This is a genomic window from Pseudooceanicola spongiae (assembly GCF_014899185.1).
Lineage (GTDB): Bacteria > Pseudomonadota > Alphaproteobacteria > Rhodobacterales > Rhodobacteraceae > Pseudooceanicola > Pseudooceanicola spongiae.
The window spans coordinates 2,003,997-2,021,960 of record NZ_CP045201.1 but is presented as its reverse complement, the minus strand read 5'-3'; the positions used below and the strand labels follow the sequence as shown (position 1 = coordinate 2,021,960).

The window sequence follows — 17,964 nt, the reverse complement described above, 5'->3', positions numbered from 1 at the left end:
GGGCTCAGGCGTCGCCGCTTGCCAGCGCCAGCCCGTCGACCACAGCGGTAAACGCCTCCGACGTCTCGATCCGCGCACCGGGGCAGAGGGCGCGCGCCACTTCGCCCACCATCGCCATCAGGCTCGACCCGCCAACAAGGATCACGGCCGTGATCTCATCGGCGCGCACCCCCGCCATCTCCAGCGTCTCGGCGGCGGCCTGCGCCAGCATCTCGCGCGGCTTGACCAGCGCTTCGGCCAGCGAGGCGGGGCTGATCTCGGCACTCAGCGCCCGCTCGATCATCGTCATGTTGATCACCGCGCGGCCCGTGTCGCCCCGGTTGGCCGCGATCTTGCCGCGCTCGACGGCAAAGGCCAGCTCATGCCCCAGCTCGTCCTCCAGCACGCTGGCCAGCCGCGCCAGCGGCTTCGCCTCCACCGCGCTGCGCTGCATATGCGCGACCGAGCGGCGCACATCCGGCGCATAGAGGAACGGGATCTTCGCCCAGGTCGCCAGATCGACAAAGATCGACACCGGCATCGGCAACAGCCCCTCACCCATCTCGCGCTTCAGCTGGCCACCATGCCCCAGCAAAGGCATCGCATGGCTCAGCGACACCTCCCGGTCAAAATCCGTGCCCCCCAGCCGGATGCCATGGCTCGCCACAACCTCCAGCCGGTCCGCCTCGGCGCGAAACACGGTAAAATCCGACGTACCGCCGCCGATATCGACGATCAGCCCCAGCTCGCCACTGCGCTCGCGCCCGAGCGAGGCCCGTGCCGCCGCTTCCGGCTCGAACATGAAGGCGACATCGGTAAACCCCGCCGCCGCGTAGCAACCGCGCAGATCCGCCTCCGCCTGGGCATCGCGCTCAGGGTCCGAGGAATGGAAATGCACCGGCCGCCCCGAGAGCACACGATGCACCTCATGGCCCAGCTGCGCCTCGGCCCGCTGCTTCACCGCCAGGATGAACGCCGTGACGATATCCGCCAGAGTGCGCCGCTTGCCGCCAATCAGGCGCTTTTCATGAAACAGCGTCGTGCCCAGCACCGATTTCAGCGCCCGCATATAGCGCCCGTCCTCGCCCTCGATCAGCGATTTCGCCGCCGCCTCACCGATGCGCATGGCGCCGGTATCAGCCTCAAAGAACACGGCCGTCGGCAGGGTCTCGGCGCCGACCTCGATCGGCAGCCGCTGCAGCGCGCCGTCGATCAACACGGCCGCAGCCGAGTTCGATGTGCCAAAGTCGATGGCCAGAATCCGGTCCGACATGAAAGCCTCCTGCGCTGTACGAAGCCCGCGGAATTACCCAAAGCCGCCCCCCTGCGCAAGCCCGTTCCGCGCCCCGCCCCCGCGCAGAGATCTGCCCCCGTCGCGCCCGCCGCTCTCTCATCTTGCCCGAAATACTTCGGGGGAGGGGCGCGCCCGGCGCGCTCCGGGGGCAGAGCCCCCTCTGAGAGCGCAGGCTTCGACCTCCCGGATTTTGCACCGTTCAGATACCGTTCAGATACCGACGCAATACCGACACGCCAAATCGCACCAGTCTGCCCTCGCCACGCACCTGTCCGGTACGCGCCTCAAACGCAAAAAAAGGCCCCGCCAACTGGCAGGGCCTCCCCAAACTCCATCGCTCCGAAAAGCGATCAGTTCTTGGCTTTATCAACCATTTTGCCAGCGGAAATCCACGGCATCATGCCGCGCAGCTTCTCGCCAACCTGTTCGATCTGATGTTCGTCGTTCAGACGACGGGTGCCCTTGAAGAACGGCTGACCTGCAGCGTTTTCCTGCATGAAATCACGCACGAATTTGCCGGTCTGGATGTCGCGCAGAACCGCTTTCATCTTCGCCTTGGTCTCGTCGTAGGGCAGGATGCGCGGGCCCGAAACATACTCGCCGTACTCGGCCGTGTTGCTGATCGAGTAGTTCATGTTGGCGATGCCGCCTTCATAGATCAGATCGACGATCAGCTTCACTTCGTGCAGGCACTCAAAGTAAGCCATTTCAGGGGCATAGCCCGCTTCCACGAGGGTTTCAAAGCCCATGCGGATCAGCTCGACCAGACCACCACACAGCACCGCCTGCTCGCCGAACAGGTCGGTTTCGCACTCTTCGCGGAAGTTGGTCTCGATGATGCCGGAGCGCCCGCCACCGATGGCCGAGCAATAGCTCAGACCGATTTCAAGAGCGCGGCCGGACGCATCATTGTTCACCGCCACCAGGCAAGGCACGCCGCCGCCTTTGGTGTATTCGCCGCGCACCGTATGGCCGGGGCCCTTGGGCGCCATCATGATGACATCGACGCCAGCTTTCGGCTCGATCAGACCAAAATGCACGTTCAGACCATGGGCAAAGGCAATCGCCGCGCCGTCGCGCAGGTTGTCATGGACGTATTTCTTGTAGGTTTCTGCCTGAAGTTCATCGGGCATGGTGAACATGATCAGATCACACCAGGCAGCGGCCTCGGCGATCCCCATCACGGTCAGGCCTTCCGCTTCGGCTTTCTTTGCCGATGCCGAGCCTTCGCGCAGTGCGACGACCAGGTTCTTCGCGCCGGAATCGCGCAGGTTCAGCGCATGGGCGTGACCTTGCGAACCGTAGCCGAGGATGGCCACTTTCATGTCCTTGATCAGGTTGATGTCGCAGTCACGGTCATAATAAACACGCATCGGTGCTTCTCCTTGCAATTTGTACACTTAGAATACCGGTTTCTCCGTCACGAACGTTGCAAATCCTGCATCATTTAAGTGATAATCAAAAAATCAATTCGTTATATTTTTGTAAGATGTAAAAATCATGCTCGATGATGCCGACAGACGCATACTGCGACAATATCAGGCAGACCCGGCTGCCTCTGCTGCGCAATTGGCCGAACGTTCCGGTCTGACGCAGGCCACCTGCTGGCGCCGTATTGAGCGGATGCAGGAACAGGGCATCATTCACGCCACCCGTGCCGTGATCAACTGGCAGGCTCTTGGGTACGAGGTTGAGGTCTCTCTGCGCATCACCCTTGACAAGACCCAACCCCGCGCCTTTGAAGAATTCGCCGCCGAAGCGCGCAAGATCCCAGAAGTCCTTGAAATTCAAACCTTCCTCGGTCAAGTCGATGCCCGTCTCGGCGTCATCGCCCGCGATATGCTGCACTACCAGGAGATCTACCGCAGCCGCATCCTGCCGCTGCCCCATATCACTGACCTCGACGCCCTGATGCATATCTCCCGCATCAAATACGATGAATCGGTCCCGCTATGATTGATCTGGACGACCTCGATCGCCGCATCCTGCGCGCGCTCTCCGAAGATGCCACGCAAAGCTCCGGTGCCCTCGGCCGCAAGCTGGGCCTCTCGCAGCCTGCCACCTGGCGCCGCATCCGTCGTCTTGAAGAGGCAGGCGCCATCCGTGGCAAACGGGTCGAGCTCGACCTCGCCCGCCTCGGCTTCGGCGTCACAGTCTTTCTCGGCGTGAAACTCGCCACCAAGGGCCGCCTCAGCCTTGAAGATTTCGAACGCGCTGTCTCCGCCATCCCCGAGGTCCAGACCGTCGAACACATCCTCGGCGCATATGATTACCGCCTGCGCGTCACCGCCCGCGACATCCCTGATTTTGAACGCGTTTTACGCCGCAGAATCATGACCTTGCCCGGCATTGGCAACGTCGATGCCAACGTCCTCCTCTCCGAAGAACGCCTCCCGGGCCCGCTCGGCTGATACGTTTCCCTGTTGAAAATATCCCGGGGGAGGCCGCAGGCCGGGGGCAGAGCCCCTCTGCCGACGGTTCACTTCACGCCCAGCCCCATCTGCATCAGCACCTTGCGCACAGGCGCCGCCGAATAGAGCGCATTCAATCCCGCCGCCCGCAGATCCCGCAATGGCTGCGATGAAATCTGCGAGGCCCGGTTCAGAGCATCAATCCCTGCAGCGCGGATCTGCACCTCCCGGTGGCGCTCCTGATGAAACGCGTCGAGCATCCCTGCATCGCCCAGACGCTCCGGTGCCGTGACCGCCAGATCCCTCAGACACCGCAGATCCCCGAGCGACATATTCAGCCCCTGAGCGCCGATCGGCGGCAGCACATGGGCCGCCTCGGCTATCAGCGCCAGCCGCTGGCCGTTCATCCGCTCAGCCACCTGCGTGATGATTGGCCAGACCGAGCGGCGGGTCTCCAGCTTCAGCGGCCCCAGAATCCCACAGCTTCTCCGCATCATCTCATCTTCAAATGCGCTGACGTTCATCGCGGCCAGCTCCAGCGCGCGCGGTCCATCCTCCATCCAGACCACCGCCGAGGAGGGGCGCCCCTCCAGATCCGGCAAAGGTACCAGAGTGAACGGCCCGCCTGTGCGGTGGATCTCGGTGGAGACATTGTCATGCGGCACCGGGTGGGTCACGGCAAAGGCCAGCGCTTTTTGCCCATAGCGCCGCGTCGTCACTGCGATCCCCGCCGCCTGCCGCATTGGCGAAGAGCGACCATCGGCCGCGATCACCAGACGGGTGCGCACCCGGCTGCCATCACTCAAACCGACAAAGGCTTCTGCCTCGCGGGTGAACAGGCTCTTGCTGCCAACTCCGGGGCGAAACTCAACCGTTTCAAGCGCTTCGATGCGGGCCACCATCTCGCGTCGCAGCAGCCAGTTGGGCAGGTTCCAGCCAAAGGGAAGGTCGGAAATCTCGGCAGAATTAAAATCGCGCACGACACGGGCTTCGGGCTCAGGCCCGCCAGCGTCGACGATCCGCATGATGTTCAGCGGTGCGGCGTGGGGCGCCAGCGCCTGCCACAGGCCGATCTCCTCAAGCAGGCTACGCGCGGGTTGCAGAAAGGCGGTGGTGCGCAGATCTGAGCCCTCGGCTTCTCGCGCGACGACGGGGGGCGTCGGGTCAAGGCAGAGGACAGAAAAACCGGCCGCGCCAAAGGTGCAGGCTGCCGTCAGACCGGCGACTCCGCCGCCCGAAATCACGATATCGTAACGCTTGTCCATGGCGTACCTCCTGATCAGGTATCTAGAGCGGCGCCGGGCGCTGGAAAAGCGCCAAACCGTCGCGCCTCAGCGCAACCTGCCCAGAAAGCCTGACAGGTCATCGGTGTGAAAGTGGATATGTGCGGCCTCAACCGGGGCCTCGGCAACATGGACGCAGCGCAGCCCCATGGCAAAGGGTTCGGCCAGATTGCGCGGATCGTCCTCGAACATCGCCGCCCGGGCCGTGTCCAGGCCATCAATGCCGAAGACCGTATCAAACGCGGCGCGTTCCGGTTTCGGCAGAAACCCTGCATGCTCAACGCCATAAACCGCATCGAAAAGTGTCTCCAGCCCGCGCGCGGCCAGCACCCGTTCGGCATAGGGCGCGGAGCCGTTGGTATAGACGATCTTGCGGCCGGGTAGGGCGCGGATATGGTCGGCCAGCACGGGGTCGCGCTCCAGATGGTCGACGTTGATCGCATGCACATCGCTTTGAAAGGCGGCGGGATCGACGCTGTGTTCGCGCATCAACCCTGCCAGAGTGGTGCCATGGGTGCGCCAATAATGCCCGCGCAGGCGGTTGGCCTCGATCGCATCAACCTTCAGCGCCGTCATGATCCAGGCAATCATGCGCTTTTCGATCTGATCAAAAAGCCTGGCCGAGGGATGGTAGAGCGTGTTGTCGAGGTCGAAGACCCAGCTGGTCACATGGCTGAACGAAGCTTTTTGCATGGTCGGACGCTACCGTCACTGCGGGGCGCGCGCAAGTCATCGGGGCGACCGATTGCTTGCCATGTTCGCCCCCTCAGGCCTAATGTAACACGACTTTAAAAGGAGCCGCTCGGCATGGCCATCAAACCCGCGCAGGGGGATGCGTATTCGCTCATTCTCGAAGCGATCGACGTCGGCGTCTATCGCCCCGGTGACCGTCTGGTCGAGAGCGAGCTGGCAGAGCGCTTTGGCGTCTCTCGCACCCCGATTCGCGAGGCTTTACAAAGGCTTGAGACACAGGCGCTGCTGACGCGTGATGGCCGGTCGCTGATCGTCGCCTCGCTCGATCACAACCAGCTGGCGGAGCTTTACATCGTTCGAGCTGAGCTCGAGGCGCTGGCGGCGCGTCTCGCAGCGCGTCATGCCAATCCCGAAGAGGTGCGTGTGCTGCAGGACATGATCTCTGACGACCGGAAATACCTTGGGGATCCGCAGGCGCTGAGCCGGGCGAACCGGCGGTTTCACCACCAGATCCACCTTGCCTCGCACAATCGGTTTCTGGTGCAGCAACTCGACCTCGTGCATCGCTCGATGGCGCTGCTGGCCACGACGTCTCTGGCGGCGGAGGGGCGGGACGAGGATTCACTCGCCGAACATGATGCCATCGTCCGTGCTATCGCCGCGCGCGATGAAGGGAAGGCGGGCGATGCCCTGCGCACCCATATTTCCAAGGCCTTCATCACGCGTCTCAAGCTCGATGCGGTGCGTGATGAGGATCATATCTAGGCCCCGGGGGGATTCGCGGTCTCATCTTGCTCGGGGATAGAGTGGCCGTGCTGGGTCTTATGCCAGTGAAACGGACAAAAGATCAGCTCATACAAGGCCATGTATGAGGCGAGGCACCCGAGCGGGTAGTAGAAATGCAGCGTCGGCACCCATTTCCAGAGATGCCGGTGCCCCGCCTTTTTTGTGGCGATCAGGCCTAAAGTGATGTTCTGGATCTCCGCCGTAAAGAACAGCACCGCGCAGGTGGTCAGAAGCGGTGGCGGGATGACGTGGCGCAGCGGATGCGGCAGTCCCAGCAGGATCAGCCAGAACGACCAGAGCAGCGGGGCCAGCATGAATTGCGACACCGCCGTGATGAAATGCGCGTGGAAGCCCAGGCACCGCCAGAGCCCCAGTTGACGCAGCACCAGCCGGGGGTTGCGCAGATGCACGAGGTAGGTGACGACATACCCCTTCAACCAGCGCGAGCGTTGCGTCACCCAGGGGCGGGCATGGCAATTGGCTTCCTCTGACGTGGTCGAGGCAAGGATTTCAGTGTGATAGCCGTGCCTTGCCAGACGAAAGCCCAGATCGGCGTCCTCGGTGACGTTATGGGCGTCCCAGCCGCCCAGCTCCTCCAGCACATCGCGGCGCATGAAGACCGTGGTGCCGCCGAGCGGGACAGCCAGCCCCATCTGCGACATGCCGGGCAGAACCAGTCGGAACCAGCTATTGTATTCCACCGTGAAACAGCGCGCGATCCAGTTCTGTTGCGTATTGTAGTAATCCAGTGCCCCCTGCAGGCAGGCGATCCGGTGGGGCTTGGTGGCAAAACGCTCCGCCACCTTCAGCAACTGGTCCGGCTCGGGGGCGTCCTCGGCGTCATAAATTCCAATGATCTCGCCCCTGCAGAAATCGAGCGCATAGTTCATCGCCCTCGGTTTGGTGCGCGGCACCCCATCCGGCACGACGACGACCCGCATCCAGCGCGGCAGTTCCAGATCCGCGACGGCGCCACGGGTGACGTTGTCATGTTCCTCCAGCGCCAGAACAACATCCAGCCTGTCACGCGGATAGTTGAGCCTTCCCAACCGCTTGATCAGCAATTCCGCGATCCGGCGTTCCTTATAGAGAGGGACTAGAACAGAGATCTCCGGCAGCAGTGCGGTGGGCTCCCTTGGCACCGGCTCTGGTTCCTCAGGTTTGAGCAGGTGCGTGAGGGCCGCGCCGCCCTTGAGAAGCATCGCCAGCGCCAGGGTCAGGGTTGCCCAGGTCACGCCAGCCAGAAAGACCAGCTTTGGATAGAGCAACAGTATCGCGGCAAGGCCCATCAGGATCAGCATCAGGATCTGAACCCGATGTGACGTATGGGACCAGGTGCGGCAGCTCTCAACCGCCGGGACGCGGGCGGACATCGCGGCATAAAGCACGTCGTGATGCGCCTCGGCCAGGTAGTTCTGGATGTCGTCATGTGTGGCGACCACAGGTCGGCTGTCGATCTGCAGAGGGTCCTTGAGGCTGCGTTCCAGCGTGGGCAGCAACGTCAGGAAGCGTTCAGGACGGGCGGTCGCAATCACCAGGCGACCTTGGTGTAACGACCATGGAACGATCTGATGTTTGAGGCAAAATCCCGGATCAAAGAGGCCCAGCAGGTGCTTGTCAGGAGCCTCGCTCGCAAAGTCGACCCGGCTCAGCCCAAGGCTGAGGCTGAGGAGATCCAATACGTGACGCTCGGTGATCTCGCCCTCTGCCCATGAGCGGCGAAGATTGTCTGCAAGAGAGCGGCCTTCAGAGGTACCCTCCGGGGGCCGCCGAAAGTCGATGGCAAGTTCCTGAAAACGCCCGGGCTGAGCCGCGTCCATCCCCCCTGATTGGGGAAGGGCGCCATGTGCCGATGACTGCGTGTCCAGCTTGCGCAGGTTCGACACCATGACTGAAGGCCCTTTTTTCTGCCGCAGACCTGTTTCGCAAGCCAAGGTTAATTGGTCGTTAATAAGACCTTTCCATGAGGGTATTGCGCTCGGGCTCTGGGTCAGACGCACGGGCAAGACAGCGGAGGGCATGAAAAAAGGGGGCCAGCTGGCCCCCTTCCTGTCGCAATTTACACCCGCTCAGACGGCGCTGCTGACCTTGTCCATCGAGGTGGCAAAGCGCTCGAACAGGTAAAAGCTGTCTTGCGGCCCGGGGCTGGCTTCGGGGTGGTGCTGTACCGAAAAGACCGGACGATCGGCCATCCGGATACCGCAGTTGGAGCCATCGAAAAGCGAGACGTGGGTTTCCTTGACGCCAGCTGGCAGGGTCTGGCTGTCGACGGCAAACCCATGGTTCATCGAGGTGATTTCAACCTTGCCGGTGTCCAGATCCTTCACAGGATGGTTGGCGCCATGGTGGCCGTGGTTCATCTTGACGGTCTGTGCGCCGAGCGCCAGCGCCAGCATCTGGTGGCCGAGGCAGATGCCGAAAATCGGCATATCAGAGCGCTCCAGAACCTTCTGGATCATCGGGACGGCGTACTTGCCGGTCGCGGCAGGGTCGCCCGGACCGTTCGAAAGGAACAGACCATCAGGATTGTGGGCCAGAACGTCTTCGGCAGTTGCACTTGCGGGAAGCACAGTCACATCGCAGCCTGCCGATGCAAGGCAGCGCAGAATGTTGCGTTTCGCACCGTAATCGATGGCAACGACCTTGTGGCGCGCCTCGGTCTGACGGGTAAAGCCATCAGGCCAGGCCCACCGCATCTCATCCCAACGATAGCTTTGGGCGCAGGTGACATCCTTGGCCAGGTCCAGCCCCACAAGGCCCGAAAAGCTACGCGCGCGGGCGACCAGAGCCTCGACATCGAACTGACCGTCGGGGTTGTGGGCGAGGGCCGCATGGGGCGCTCCGCGGGCGCGAATGGCGCGGGTCAGCCGCCGGGTGTCGATCCCGCCGATGGCGATGCGGCCGCGCGACGCCAGCCAATCGCCGAGCTCACCAGCCGAACGGTAGTTCGAGGGCTCGGTTGGGTCCCATTTGACGACCATGCCTGCAGCGACGGGGTTCGCGGTCTCGTCATCCTCGGGGTTCACACCGACGTTGCCGATATGGGGAAAGGTGAAGGTGACGATCTGACCGGCATAGGAGGGATCCGTCATGATCTCCTGGTAGCCCGTCATGGCAGTGTTGAAGCAAAGCTCGGCTTCGGTCACGCCAGTGGCGCCGAACCCCTTGCCGTAGAAGATCGTCCCATCAGCAAGCGCGAGGCAGGCAGTCGGTTTCTGTCCTTGGATAAGGGGCATGGCAACAACTCTTCTGGGAATATGGCAAATCGAAGCATACCTAGAAGCGCAGACCGGGCGGGTCAAGGGCTGGTAGGGGCCTGTGGGGCTTTGGGCGGGGGGAATGCGGGGGGCGGCTCGCTTGCCGCCATGCGGTTTGGGCAGGGAGGGCAGTGTGACACGGGCTGAGTCGGAGAGGTCCTGAGGGCGCGCGATTGCTGCGGTGCGGCGGTTTCCCTTGATCTGAGGGGGTTTGACCCGGCAAAACCCCTCAGTACAGGCTCAAAACAGTTCCGCAGCGCGGCGAAAGGGATGTGGAACGCTTGTCGATGGCCGCACGTTTCTATATATGTCGTCACTTGCAACCAACTCCGGGGTAGACGTGAGATGCAACTGAGAGACCAGGTCAACACAGCCATGAAGGCCGCGATGAAAGAGCGCGCCAAGGATCGGCTTTGCACCCTGCGGCTGATCAATGCAGCCATCAAGGACCGGGACATCGCCGCACGCGGCGACGGCAAGGATGACGGTGTCTGCGAGGCCGAAGTGCTTGCTATACTGGGGAAAATGACCAAGCAGCGCCAAGAGAGCGCGCGGGCCTACGAGGAAGGCGGGCGGATCGATCTGGCAGAGCAGGAGCTGGAAGAGATCAAGGTGATCGAGGAATTCCTGCCGCGGCAGCTGCGTGACAAGGAAGTCGAGGCGGCGATAGAAGAGGCCATTTCCACAACTGAGGCCAACTCGATCCGTGACATGGGCAAGGTGATCGGGCATCTGAAGGGCAAATACACCGGACAGATGGACTTTGGTGCCGTTGGCCCGATGGTGAAAAAACGCCTGACCACCTGAGGTTACGCTTCAGAGAGATGTGAGAGCCCCTGCCGGGAAACCGGTGGGGGCTTTTTGGTTTCTGGGGGTATGTGCGCCCGGAGGGCGATTTCGGGCGGCCCAAAACGCCATGTCGGTATTGCGTCGGTATCTGAACGGTATCCGAACGGTGTCATTTCAGCGGAGATGCTGTGTCAGCGGCGTGTGCGAATCGGTGGGATGGGGGTTTTGGGGGCTGTGGGAACCCGGGGCGAGCAGGGCGGGTTTGGTTCTGGAGTCGGCGCGCGCGGGCTGTGAGGGCCGGGCGCGGGGCCGCAACATCGGAGAGGATCTGAGCTATGAAAGCGACATCGAAAGCGCAGCAGCGGGCGGCAGGGGCGGCCCTGTCCGCCAAGCGGGGCGAGAGCAAGGTGGCGGATTTGCAGGGCGCCTCGAAAGACATGTACGACAGCATGAGCGAGGCGGAACTGGAAGAGATGGCCTCGACTGCACGCAAGGGTTTGCCGGATGAGGCGGAGTGAGCGCTAAGCGCTGAGCGGGAGGAGCAGGCCTGACGGAAGTGCGGGACCGGCGCCCGCCCGCGATGCGGGCATCATGCCGCCCGTCGTCCCGTCAGTTGGGGCTATCTGTTTTGCGCGAGGCGGCATTGAGGAGCTCGGGGAAGAGGGCTTTGCGCTCGTCCTCCGACAGGAACGCGCCGATCTCGACCTCGCGGCCATTGCCGGAGAGGGTGATGTAGAAGGGCACACGCCCGGAGGTCTCGTGCATCTGCACGCGGACCCAGTAGCGCTTGCACTGCCATTCATGGTGCTGGTTGCGTGGGCCGTCGCGCAGCAGGGTCCAGCTGTCCTCGTCCAGGTGCAGACGCTCAAGGATCATGCCGTCGCGGTAGGAGCGGCGCAGCGCCCACCAGAGCGCGCCGAGGGCAATCATCGCAAAGGGCAGCAATCCCCAGAGCACCGGTGAGCCCAGCATGGTGAAGAGCGGCACCATCGCCAGACTGAAGAACAGGCCGATGACCACGGCAAAACCCTGGGGTGGCAGGGAGCGATGCGGTGTCAGCTCAAGCCGGCCGGGATCGTGCCAGTGGTAGGGCAAGGGGCTCTCCCTGCGGGGTGGGGTCCTGGGGCAAGCCCCGGGGCGCTGCCCCGGACCCCGGAATATTCAGGGCAAGAAGAAGCCTGCCCAACTGAAAAAGGGGCGCCCGATGGAGGCGCCCCTTTGGTGGTATCGGTGAGGCTATCTGCGCTCAGTGGGCGTGGACCTTGTCCCAGTCTTCACGCTTGGGCAGCTGCTCGAACGTATGTTCGGGCGGCGGGCAGGGCAGGGTCCATTCCAGCGTGTCGGCGTATTCGTTCCAGTAGTTGTTCTCGGTGATCTTGGCACCGCGGAACAGCGAGTAGAACATCACGCCGAAGAAGAACACGAAGGAGGCGAAGGACAGGAAGGCGCCCATGGAGGACCAGAAGTTCCAGACCGCGAAGCCTTCGGGATAGTCGATGTAGCGGCGGGGCATGCCCTGACGACCCAGGAAGTGCTGCGGGAAGAAGGTCAGGTTGGCGCCGATGAACATCGCCCAGAAGTGCAGCTTGCCGGCCCATTCGGGGTATTGGCGGCCGGTCATCTTGCCGAACCAGAAGTAGATCCCGGCGAAGATGGCGAAGACGGCCCCGAGCGACATCACGTAGTGGAAGTGGGCGACCACATAGTAGGTGTCGTGGTAGGCGCGGTCGACCGGAGCCTGGCTGAGCACGATGCCGGTGACGCCACCGACGGTGAACAGGAACAGGAAGCCGAAGGCCCAGAGCATGGGTGTCTTGAACTCGATCGAGCCCTGCCACATCGTTGCGATCCAGGAGAAGACCTTCACGCCCGTCGGGACGGCGATGACCATGGTGGCCATCATGAAGTAGCTCTGCTGGGTCAGCGATAGGCCGACCGTGTACATGTGGTGCGCCCATACGACGAAGCCCAGCACGCCGATCGCGATGATCGCCAGAACCATCGGCAGGTAGCCGAAGATCGGTTTGCGCGAGAAGGTCGAGATCACGTGAGAGATGATGCCGAAGCCGGGCAGGATGATGATGTAGACCTCGGGGTGACCGAAGAACCACAGGATGTGCTGGTAGAGGATCGGATCGCCGCCCCCTGCAGGGTTGAAGAAGGTGGTGCCGAAGTTGCGGTCGGTCAGCAGCATGGTGATGGCACCGGCCAGAACCGGCAGCGCCAGAAGGATCAGCCAGGCGGTGACGAAGACCGACCAGGCGAACAGCGGCACCTTGAACAGCGTCATGCCGGGCGTGCGCATGTTCAGAAAGGTGGTGATGATGTTGATCGCACCGAGGATCGAGGAGGCCCCGGAGACGTGCACGGCAAAGATCGCGAGGTCTGTGGAATAGCCGCCCTCGGACGTCGAGAGGGGCGGATAGAGCACCCAGCCGATCCCGGAGCCCATCTGGTCGTTGCCACCGGGCGCCAGAAGCGAGGCGACGCCGAGGCAGAGGCCGCCGACATAGAGCCAGAACGACATGTTGTTCAGGCGCGGGAAGGCCATGTCCGGAGCGCCGATCTGCAGCGGCATGAAGTAGTTGCCGAAGCCGCCGAACAGCGCGGGAATGACGACGAAGAACATCATCAGGACACCGTGATAGGTGATCATGACGTTCCAGAGGTGCCCGTTGGGGGTACACTCTGCGGATGACGGCCAGAAACGTGCGCCCTCAAGGCACATGAACTGAACGCCGGGGTGCATAAGCTCCATCCGCATGTAGACGGTGAAGAGAACCGAGATCAGACCGGCCACGGCGGCGACGATCAGATACAGGATCCCGATATCCTTATGGTTGGTGGACATGAACCAGCGGGTGAAAAACCCACGGTTGTCTTCATGCCCGTGGCCATGAACGGCTGCGTCGGCCATGTCTGCCTCCTGCTAGAAGTTGAAGCGCCTGAGTGGGTGTCTCCTCCCGCGCGCACGTTGATTAGAGGCTTTTTAAAAGAGCCACCCCTTCGGGGCAATGGCCGGTATTGACGCAGATCAATTATTTTTGTCAACGCGCGAGGCTGCGTGATGCTGAGGTGACACTTTCGGCATGGTTGCGCGGGGTCTGGCGGGCATGGGGTGTCGGTCGCGGCCCGCGGCGGCTGGGAGATGCCGCGCGGCGAGGGGCATTACACGCGCAGGGTGCAAAATGCGACACGCTGGGGTGGAGCCGGCGCGGGGGTGCGCGCAACCGCGCGGCGATTCGCGGGCTAAAGGGCGGTGGCTCAGGAGCCGCCGTCGCCGGAGAACTGCGCGAGGTAGGCGGCGACGTCGCCCTGATGGTCGCGCAGGCGGAACGACATCTTGGCCTGTGCGCTGTCGTCGCCCAGCGTTTCGCGCAGGAAGCCGCGCGGGTCGGTGATATAGGCCTGGATGTTGTCGACGTCCCAGACGAGGCCCTCTTCGCCGGCGCGCTTGAGGTCGGCACCATAGCGGAAATCCTCGGCCCCGGCGTGCCGGCCGATGACACCGTAGAGGTTCGGGCCGGTGCGCCCGCCTTTGACGATCACTTCGTCAGCCGAGGCGATCTGGTGGCAGGATTTGCACTTCCTGAACTCTTTCTCGCCTTCTGCCACGTTGCCCATGTCCGCGAGGGCGGGGAGTGCGAGGCAGAGCAGGGCGGTGGCTGTGATCAGGGTGCGGGTCATGTCGGATCCTCCGGGGTGGCGTCTGGCGATGCGGGCACTCTAGGGCATCGCGGGGGCAGGCCAAAGGGGGGCGGGGCCGCGCAATTGTCGCAGGGGCGGCCGCGCGAAGGCGGCAGGATCAGCTGGCGGAGCCCGGTTCCGGGAAGGCGCGCGCAAAGGTGGTCATCAGCGCGACGTCGAGATCTTCCATGCTGACGGGCAGGCCGAGATCGACAAGGCTGGTGACGCCGTGGCCGGTGATGCCGCAGGGCACGATACCGGAAAAATGCTCAAGCTCGGGTTCGACGTTGATCGAAATGCCGTGAAAGCTGACCCATTTGCGCAGGCGGATGCCGATGGCGGCGATCTTGTCTTCGCGCGGGGTGCCGTCGGGCAGGGGGGCCTTGTCGGGGCGATTCACCCAGACGCCGACGCGGCCCTGCCGGATTTCGCCGGTGATGCTGAATTCGGCCAGCGTCGCGATCATCCAGTTTTCCAGCGCCAGAACGAAGGCATGCACGTCGCGGCCACGCTTGGTCAGGTCCAGCATGATATAGGCGACGCGCTGTCCGGGGCCGTGGTAGGTGTACTGCCCGCCGCGCCGCGCATCAAAGACCGGAAAGCGATCCGGGTCGACAAGATCGCGCACCTTGGCAGAGGTGCCAGCGGTATAGAGCGGCGGATGCTCCAGCAGCCAGATCGCCTCACGCGCTTCGCCACGGGCGACCGCCTCGACGCGGGCCTCCATGAAGGAGAGCGCCTCGGCGTAGCCTGTCAGACCTTCGGAGATGATCCATTCGGGGGTGGTATCGGGTGGGGTGGCGGACAAGGCGGGTCTCCGGAGCTTGGGATCTCGTGCCCCGTCAGCGCGGCGGGGCTGGCCAGTTTTCCGCCATTGCAGGGGGGAATGCAACGTCACCCTTGGATGCGCGCAGGGCGGGGCAGGCAGGGGCAGATAGGCGGGGAACATCGGGGCGCGAGACGTGCGAAAAGCCGGGGTGCGAGAAAATAGTTCGGGCAGGGCAATTTTGGTCTTCACATTGCCAAACCGGCTGGGTATATCGCCGCTAACTACCTGATCACGTGCGGTCGTGGCGGAATTGGTAGACGCGCAGCGTTGAGGTCGCTGTGGGGTAACACCCGTGGAGGTTCGAGTCCTCTCGACCGCACCATTTCAGGCCCGGCTTGAGCAACAGGCTCAGCGGGCCGGTCCGATCTAAGGTCGTTTCCCCCCTCTCTTTTCTGAATGATTGTCCCGCGATACGCGTGTTTTGTCCGGCGGTTTTGCTGTGCAGGGTCGCGCTGTGTCGTCGCGCCAGCGCGCCGGGGTGAGGGCCTTTTGCCACGCTTTTGCGAAATGCGACTTTTCGCAAGACTGGCCGATTGACAACGTGGGCCTGCTGTAATTGGAAAGGCGTTGCGCGGTCAGTGACCCCCGTTTCACCGGGGGCGGACCGCAGAAATCTCGCAAGCCGCAAGCCAGCAATATCTCACCGCCCCGGCCTCTTTCAGCCGTTTGGGCGGTTTTCCTTTTCATGCTGGGGAGCCTGATCCAGATGTCATTTACCACACCGAAACCGGGTGCGGCGTCGTCCACTGCGCGCCTGTCACCCACCCTTGGCCTGCTGCCGATCATCGCGATGACCGCCGCCGTGGCCGGGCCTGCCTTTGCCCAGACCGTCGATCTGGCCCCGATCACCGTGCAAAGCGATGTCGAGGGCGAAGCGGCCAACAGCTATACCGTGACCAATGCGGCCTCGGGCAAGGCGACAGCGCCGCTGATCGACACGCCGAAATCCGTCACCGTCGTCACCCGCAAGGAGATGGAGGAGCGCGGCGCGACGTCGCTCTATGACGTGTTGCGCACCACGCCGGGCATCACGATGCGCGCGGGCGAGGGCGGCGTGCCTGCGGGCGATATCCCGCAGATCCGTGGCTTTGACGCCAGCAACGACATCATGATCGACGGGCTGCGCAATGCCTCGCGCACCAGCTACGAATCCTTCAACCTGGAAACGGTCGAGATCACCAAGGGCTCGGACGGCGTGACGACGGGCGCAGGCTCGGCCGGTGGGTCGATCAACCTGAACTCCAAGGTGCCGATGCCGGGCACGTTCGACGATGTGTCGCTGAGCTATGGCACCGGCAACTTCAAGCGCGCCACGCTGGATTCGAACCGTCAGGTCGGCGATGTCGGCGTGCGGCTGAACCTGATGTATCAGGATGCGGACGATCTGGGCGGCAAGAAGGGCAAGACCTCCAAGCGCTGGGGCATCGCGCCCAGCCTGAGCTATCAGGTCGATGCGGACACCAAGGTCACTGCCGGTCTCTATTACTACAAGAACGAGGACATGCCCGATTACGGCGTGCGGATGTCCAACGACAACGTGCCGGACGCCTATCGCAGAGGCTCGGGCACCGCGTCCGATCCGTGGCGTCCGATCGATGTGCCGACCGACACCTTCTATGGCACGCCGGGGCGCGACTTTTCGGACGGCGAGAGCCAGAGCGCCTATGTGCGGCTGGACCACGAGTTTGCCAGCAACCTGAGCTTTGCCGCGACGCTGCGCGCCACGCGCGATGATACCTCCTATCTGGCGACGCAGCCGGGGATCTCCAGCACGGGCGAGATCAGCCGGGGCGCCAAGTCGAGCCATCGTGAGAACGACACGCTGGCCTTCAACGCGCAGCTGAAGGGCGAGGCCGATGTTCTGGCGCTGAACCACAGCTTTGCAGTGGGTGTCGATATCTCGAAATCCAAGGCGACGCAGTACGGCGGCTACAACTATACCCCGACGCCGGGCAATGTCAGCTATACCGATCCGCAACTTGGCAACTGGACCGGCACGATCACCGCGGGCGAAAAGAGCCAGTGGAACGAGACCCGCTCGACCACCGTCTATGCCTTTGACACGATTGATCTTTCGCCGCAGTTCGAGGCGTCCTTCGGCCTCAGCTACAGCAACTACGACGTGACCAGCAAAACCGCGACAGACAGCGACAAGGTGACGTCGGATCTGGTGAACGGGTCTGCCGGTCTGGTCTACAAACCGACTGAACAGGGCCGCTTCTATGCCTCGATCAGCAGTGCTTCGACCCCCGGTGGGCAGGGCGCGGGCACAGGCGGTGAATCCGCGGACGACAGCCTGAACGAGCTCGATCCGGAACGCACGCTGAGCTATGAGCTCGGCACCAAGTGGCTGATGTTCAACGACCAGCTGATGCTCTCGGCCAGCCTGTTTCACACCGAGAAGGACAATGCCCGCGTCACCAATGCTCTGGGCGAGGTCGAGAACATCGGCAAGACCCGCGCGCAGGGTATCGAGCTGGGCTTTGCCGGCCAGATCACCCAGCAGTGGGGCGTTTCGGGCGGCTATGTCTATCAGGACGTCAAGCTGATCGATGGCGGCTATTCGACCCCGCGCGGGGGCGGCACGCCCTACCTGAACCCGGGCAACGGCAAGCAGCTGACGAAGATCCCGAAGAACACCTTCTCGCTCTGGAGCACCTATGAGGTCAACGACGCCCTGACCTTTGGCGCCGGGGCCACCTATGTCGATCAGCGCGTGGCGAGCTATTCCACCGACGGCTCTGTCGCCGGGGTGATGCCGTCCAGCTGGCAGACCGATCTGATGGTGTCCTACAAGTTCAACCAGGACACGTCGCTGCAGCTGAACGTCAACAACGTCTTCGACAAGCACATCTATGGCGATTCCCATGTCACCCAGCACGTCTATACCGAGCCGGGCCGCAACTTTGCCATCACGCTGAAACATTCGTTCTGAGGCAGGCCTCGGGACCGGGAA

16 protein-coding genes and 1 tRNA gene are annotated in these 17,964 nt (G+C 63.0%); 7 read left to right on the top strand and 10 right to left on the bottom strand.

Annotated features, from left to right (window positions below; translation table 11 throughout):
* Positions 1–4: 4 nt before the first annotated feature.
* Complete coding sequence (locus tag F3W81_RS09540) at positions 5–1,252, bottom strand: Hsp70 family protein (RefSeq protein WP_193083349.1); 1,248 nt, start codon at positions 1,250–1,252, stop codon at positions 5–7.
* A gap of 371 nt (positions 1,253–1,623) precedes the next feature.
* Positions 1,624–2,646: a ketol-acid reductoisomerase gene (gene ilvC, locus F3W81_RS09535; RefSeq protein ID WP_193083348.1), complete on the bottom strand. Its 1,023-nt coding sequence runs from the start codon at positions 2,644–2,646 to the stop codon at positions 1,624–1,626.
* 127 nt (positions 2,647–2,773) lie between these two features.
* Between ilvC and F3W81_RS09530 the strand changes: the two genes are divergently transcribed.
* Both F3W81_RS09530 and F3W81_RS09525 read left to right on the top strand, forming a co-directional pair.
* Positions 2,774–3,229 (top strand): Lrp/AsnC family transcriptional regulator, encoded by a 456-nt coding sequence (locus F3W81_RS09530; protein WP_193083347.1) that lies wholly within the window; start codon positions 2,774–2,776, stop codon positions 3,227–3,229.
* Positions 3,226–3,684, top strand: coding sequence for an Lrp/AsnC family transcriptional regulator (locus F3W81_RS09525; protein WP_193083346.1), 459 nt, complete (start codon positions 3,226–3,228; stop codon positions 3,682–3,684). The genes F3W81_RS09530 and F3W81_RS09525 overlap by 4 nt, the downstream gene beginning before the upstream one ends.
* Positions 3,685–3,752: 68 nt before the next feature.
* Here F3W81_RS09525 and F3W81_RS09520 read toward each other — a convergent pair whose 3' ends face one another.
* Complete coding sequence (locus tag F3W81_RS09520; RefSeq protein ID WP_193083345.1) at positions 3,753–4,949, bottom strand: UbiH/UbiF family hydroxylase; 1,197 nt, start codon at positions 4,947–4,949, stop codon at positions 3,753–3,755.
* Between the two features lie 66 nt (positions 4,950–5,015).
* Entirely contained in the window at positions 5,016–5,660 is a 645-nt protein-coding gene (locus tag F3W81_RS09515; RefSeq protein ID WP_193083344.1) for a pyrimidine 5'-nucleotidase, read from the bottom strand.
* A 114-nt stretch (positions 5,661–5,774) separates the two neighbouring features.
* On the opposite strand from F3W81_RS09515, the gene F3W81_RS09510 reads away from it, so the two are divergent.
* Positions 5,775–6,425: a GntR family transcriptional regulator gene (locus F3W81_RS09510; protein WP_193083343.1), complete on the top strand. Its 651-nt coding sequence runs from the start codon at positions 5,775–5,777 to the stop codon at positions 6,423–6,425.
* On the opposite strand, the gene F3W81_RS09505 is transcribed toward F3W81_RS09510, so the two are convergent.
* Both F3W81_RS09505 and carA read right to left on the bottom strand, forming a co-directional pair.
* On the bottom strand, positions 6,422–8,335 hold the full coding sequence (locus F3W81_RS09505) for a glycosyltransferase family 2 protein (protein ID WP_193083342.1): 1,914 nt from the start codon (positions 8,333–8,335) through the stop codon (positions 6,422–6,424). The two genes, F3W81_RS09510 and F3W81_RS09505, sit on opposite strands and share 4 nt — an antisense overlap.
* A 180-nt stretch (positions 8,336–8,515) precedes the next feature.
* A complete protein-coding gene (gene carA / locus F3W81_RS09500) occupies positions 8,516–9,682 on the bottom strand; it encodes a glutamine-hydrolyzing carbamoyl-phosphate synthase small subunit (protein ID WP_193083341.1) in 1,167 nt (388 codons plus the stop codon).
* Between the two features lie 366 nt (positions 9,683–10,048).
* On the opposite strand from carA, the gene F3W81_RS09495 reads away from it, so the two are divergent.
* Positions 10,049–10,510, top strand: coding sequence for a GatB/YqeY domain-containing protein (locus F3W81_RS09495; RefSeq protein WP_193083340.1), 462 nt, complete (start codon positions 10,049–10,051; stop codon positions 10,508–10,510).
* A 317-nt stretch (positions 10,511–10,827) separates the two neighbouring features.
* Positions 10,828–11,010, top strand: coding sequence for a DUF3008 family protein (locus F3W81_RS09490; RefSeq protein ID WP_193083339.1), 183 nt, complete (start codon positions 10,828–10,830; stop codon positions 11,008–11,010).
* Positions 11,011–11,101: 91 nt separating this feature from the next.
* Here F3W81_RS09490 and F3W81_RS09485 read toward each other — a convergent pair whose 3' ends face one another.
* From F3W81_RS09485 to lipB, 4 genes are all read right to left on the bottom strand, one after another.
* A complete protein-coding gene (locus F3W81_RS09485; protein ID WP_193083338.1) occupies positions 11,102–11,587 on the bottom strand; it encodes a DUF2244 domain-containing protein in 486 nt (161 codons plus the stop codon).
* A 151-nt stretch (positions 11,588–11,738) separates the two neighbouring features.
* Positions 11,739–13,409: a cytochrome c oxidase subunit I gene (ctaD, locus tag F3W81_RS09480; RefSeq protein ID WP_193083337.1), complete on the bottom strand. Its 1,671-nt coding sequence runs from the start codon at positions 13,407–13,409 to the stop codon at positions 11,739–11,741.
* A 347-nt stretch (positions 13,410–13,756) separates the two neighbouring features.
* Entirely contained in the window at positions 13,757–14,179 is a 423-nt protein-coding gene (locus F3W81_RS09475; protein ID WP_193083336.1) for a c-type cytochrome, read from the bottom strand.
* Between the two features lie 118 nt (positions 14,180–14,297).
* The gene (gene lipB / locus F3W81_RS09470; RefSeq protein ID WP_264298915.1) at positions 14,298–14,906 is read right to left on the bottom strand and encodes a lipoyl(octanoyl) transferase LipB; all 609 of its coding nucleotides are present in this window, start codon (positions 14,904–14,906) and stop codon (positions 14,298–14,300) included.
* 337 nt (positions 14,907–15,243) lie between these two features.
* Here lipB and F3W81_RS09465 point away from each other — a divergent pair.
* A tRNA-Leu gene (locus F3W81_RS09465) sits at positions 15,244–15,330 on the top strand.
* A 384-nt stretch (positions 15,331–15,714) separates the two neighbouring features.
* Positions 15,715–17,943 carry a TonB-dependent receptor gene (locus F3W81_RS09460; protein ID WP_193083335.1) on the top strand — a complete coding sequence of 743 codons (2,229 nt, stop codon included), beginning with the start codon at positions 15,715–15,717 and terminating at the stop codon, positions 17,941–17,943.
* Positions 17,944–17,964 lie beyond the last annotated feature (21 nt).

Bases quoted from the DNA above. Each gene is read 5' to 3' on its own strand.
- carA (WP_193083341.1), bottom strand. From the start codon at position 9,682: ATGCCCCTTATCCAAGGACAGAAACCGACTGCCTGCCTCGCGCTTGCT.
- F3W81_RS09495 (WP_193083340.1), top strand. From the start codon at position 10,049: ATGCAACTGAGAGACCAGGTCAACACAGCCATGAAGGCCGCGATGAAA.
- ilvC (WP_193083348.1), bottom strand. From the start codon at position 2,646: ATGCGTGTTTATTATGACCGTGACTGCGACATCAACCTGATCAAGGAC.
- F3W81_RS09490 (WP_193083339.1), top strand. From the start codon at position 10,828: ATGAAAGCGACATCGAAAGCGCAGCAGCGGGCGGCAGGGGCGGCCCTG.
- F3W81_RS09530 (WP_193083347.1), top strand. From the start codon at position 2,774: ATGCTCGATGATGCCGACAGACGCATACTGCGACAATATCAGGCAGAC.
- lipB (WP_264298915.1), bottom strand. From the start codon at position 14,906: ATGGAGGCCCGCGTCGAGGCGGTCGCCCGTGGCGAAGCGCGTGAGGCG.
- F3W81_RS09505 (WP_193083342.1), bottom strand. From the start codon at position 8,335: ATGGTGTCGAACCTGCGCAAGCTGGACACGCAGTCATCGGCACATGGC.
- F3W81_RS09510 (WP_193083343.1), top strand. From the start codon at position 5,775: ATGGCCATCAAACCCGCGCAGGGGGATGCGTATTCGCTCATTCTCGAA.
- F3W81_RS09525 (WP_193083346.1), top strand. From the start codon at position 3,226: ATGATTGATCTGGACGACCTCGATCGCCGCATCCTGCGCGCGCTCTCC.
- F3W81_RS09475 (WP_193083336.1), bottom strand. From the start codon at position 14,179: ATGACCCGCACCCTGATCACAGCCACCGCCCTGCTCTGCCTCGCACTC.
- ctaD (WP_193083337.1), bottom strand. From the start codon at position 13,409: ATGGCCGACGCAGCCGTTCATGGCCACGGGCATGAAGACAACCGTGGG.
- F3W81_RS09540 (WP_193083349.1), bottom strand. From the start codon at position 1,252: ATGTCGGACCGGATTCTGGCCATCGACTTTGGCACATCGAACTCGGCT.
- F3W81_RS09515 (WP_193083344.1), bottom strand. From the start codon at position 5,660: ATGCAAAAAGCTTCGTTCAGCCATGTGACCAGCTGGGTCTTCGACCTC.
- F3W81_RS09520 (WP_193083345.1), bottom strand. From the start codon at position 4,949: ATGGACAAGCGTTACGATATCGTGATTTCGGGCGGCGGAGTCGCCGGT.
- F3W81_RS09460 (WP_193083335.1), top strand. From the start codon at position 15,715: ATGTCATTTACCACACCGAAACCGGGTGCGGCGTCGTCCACTGCGCGC.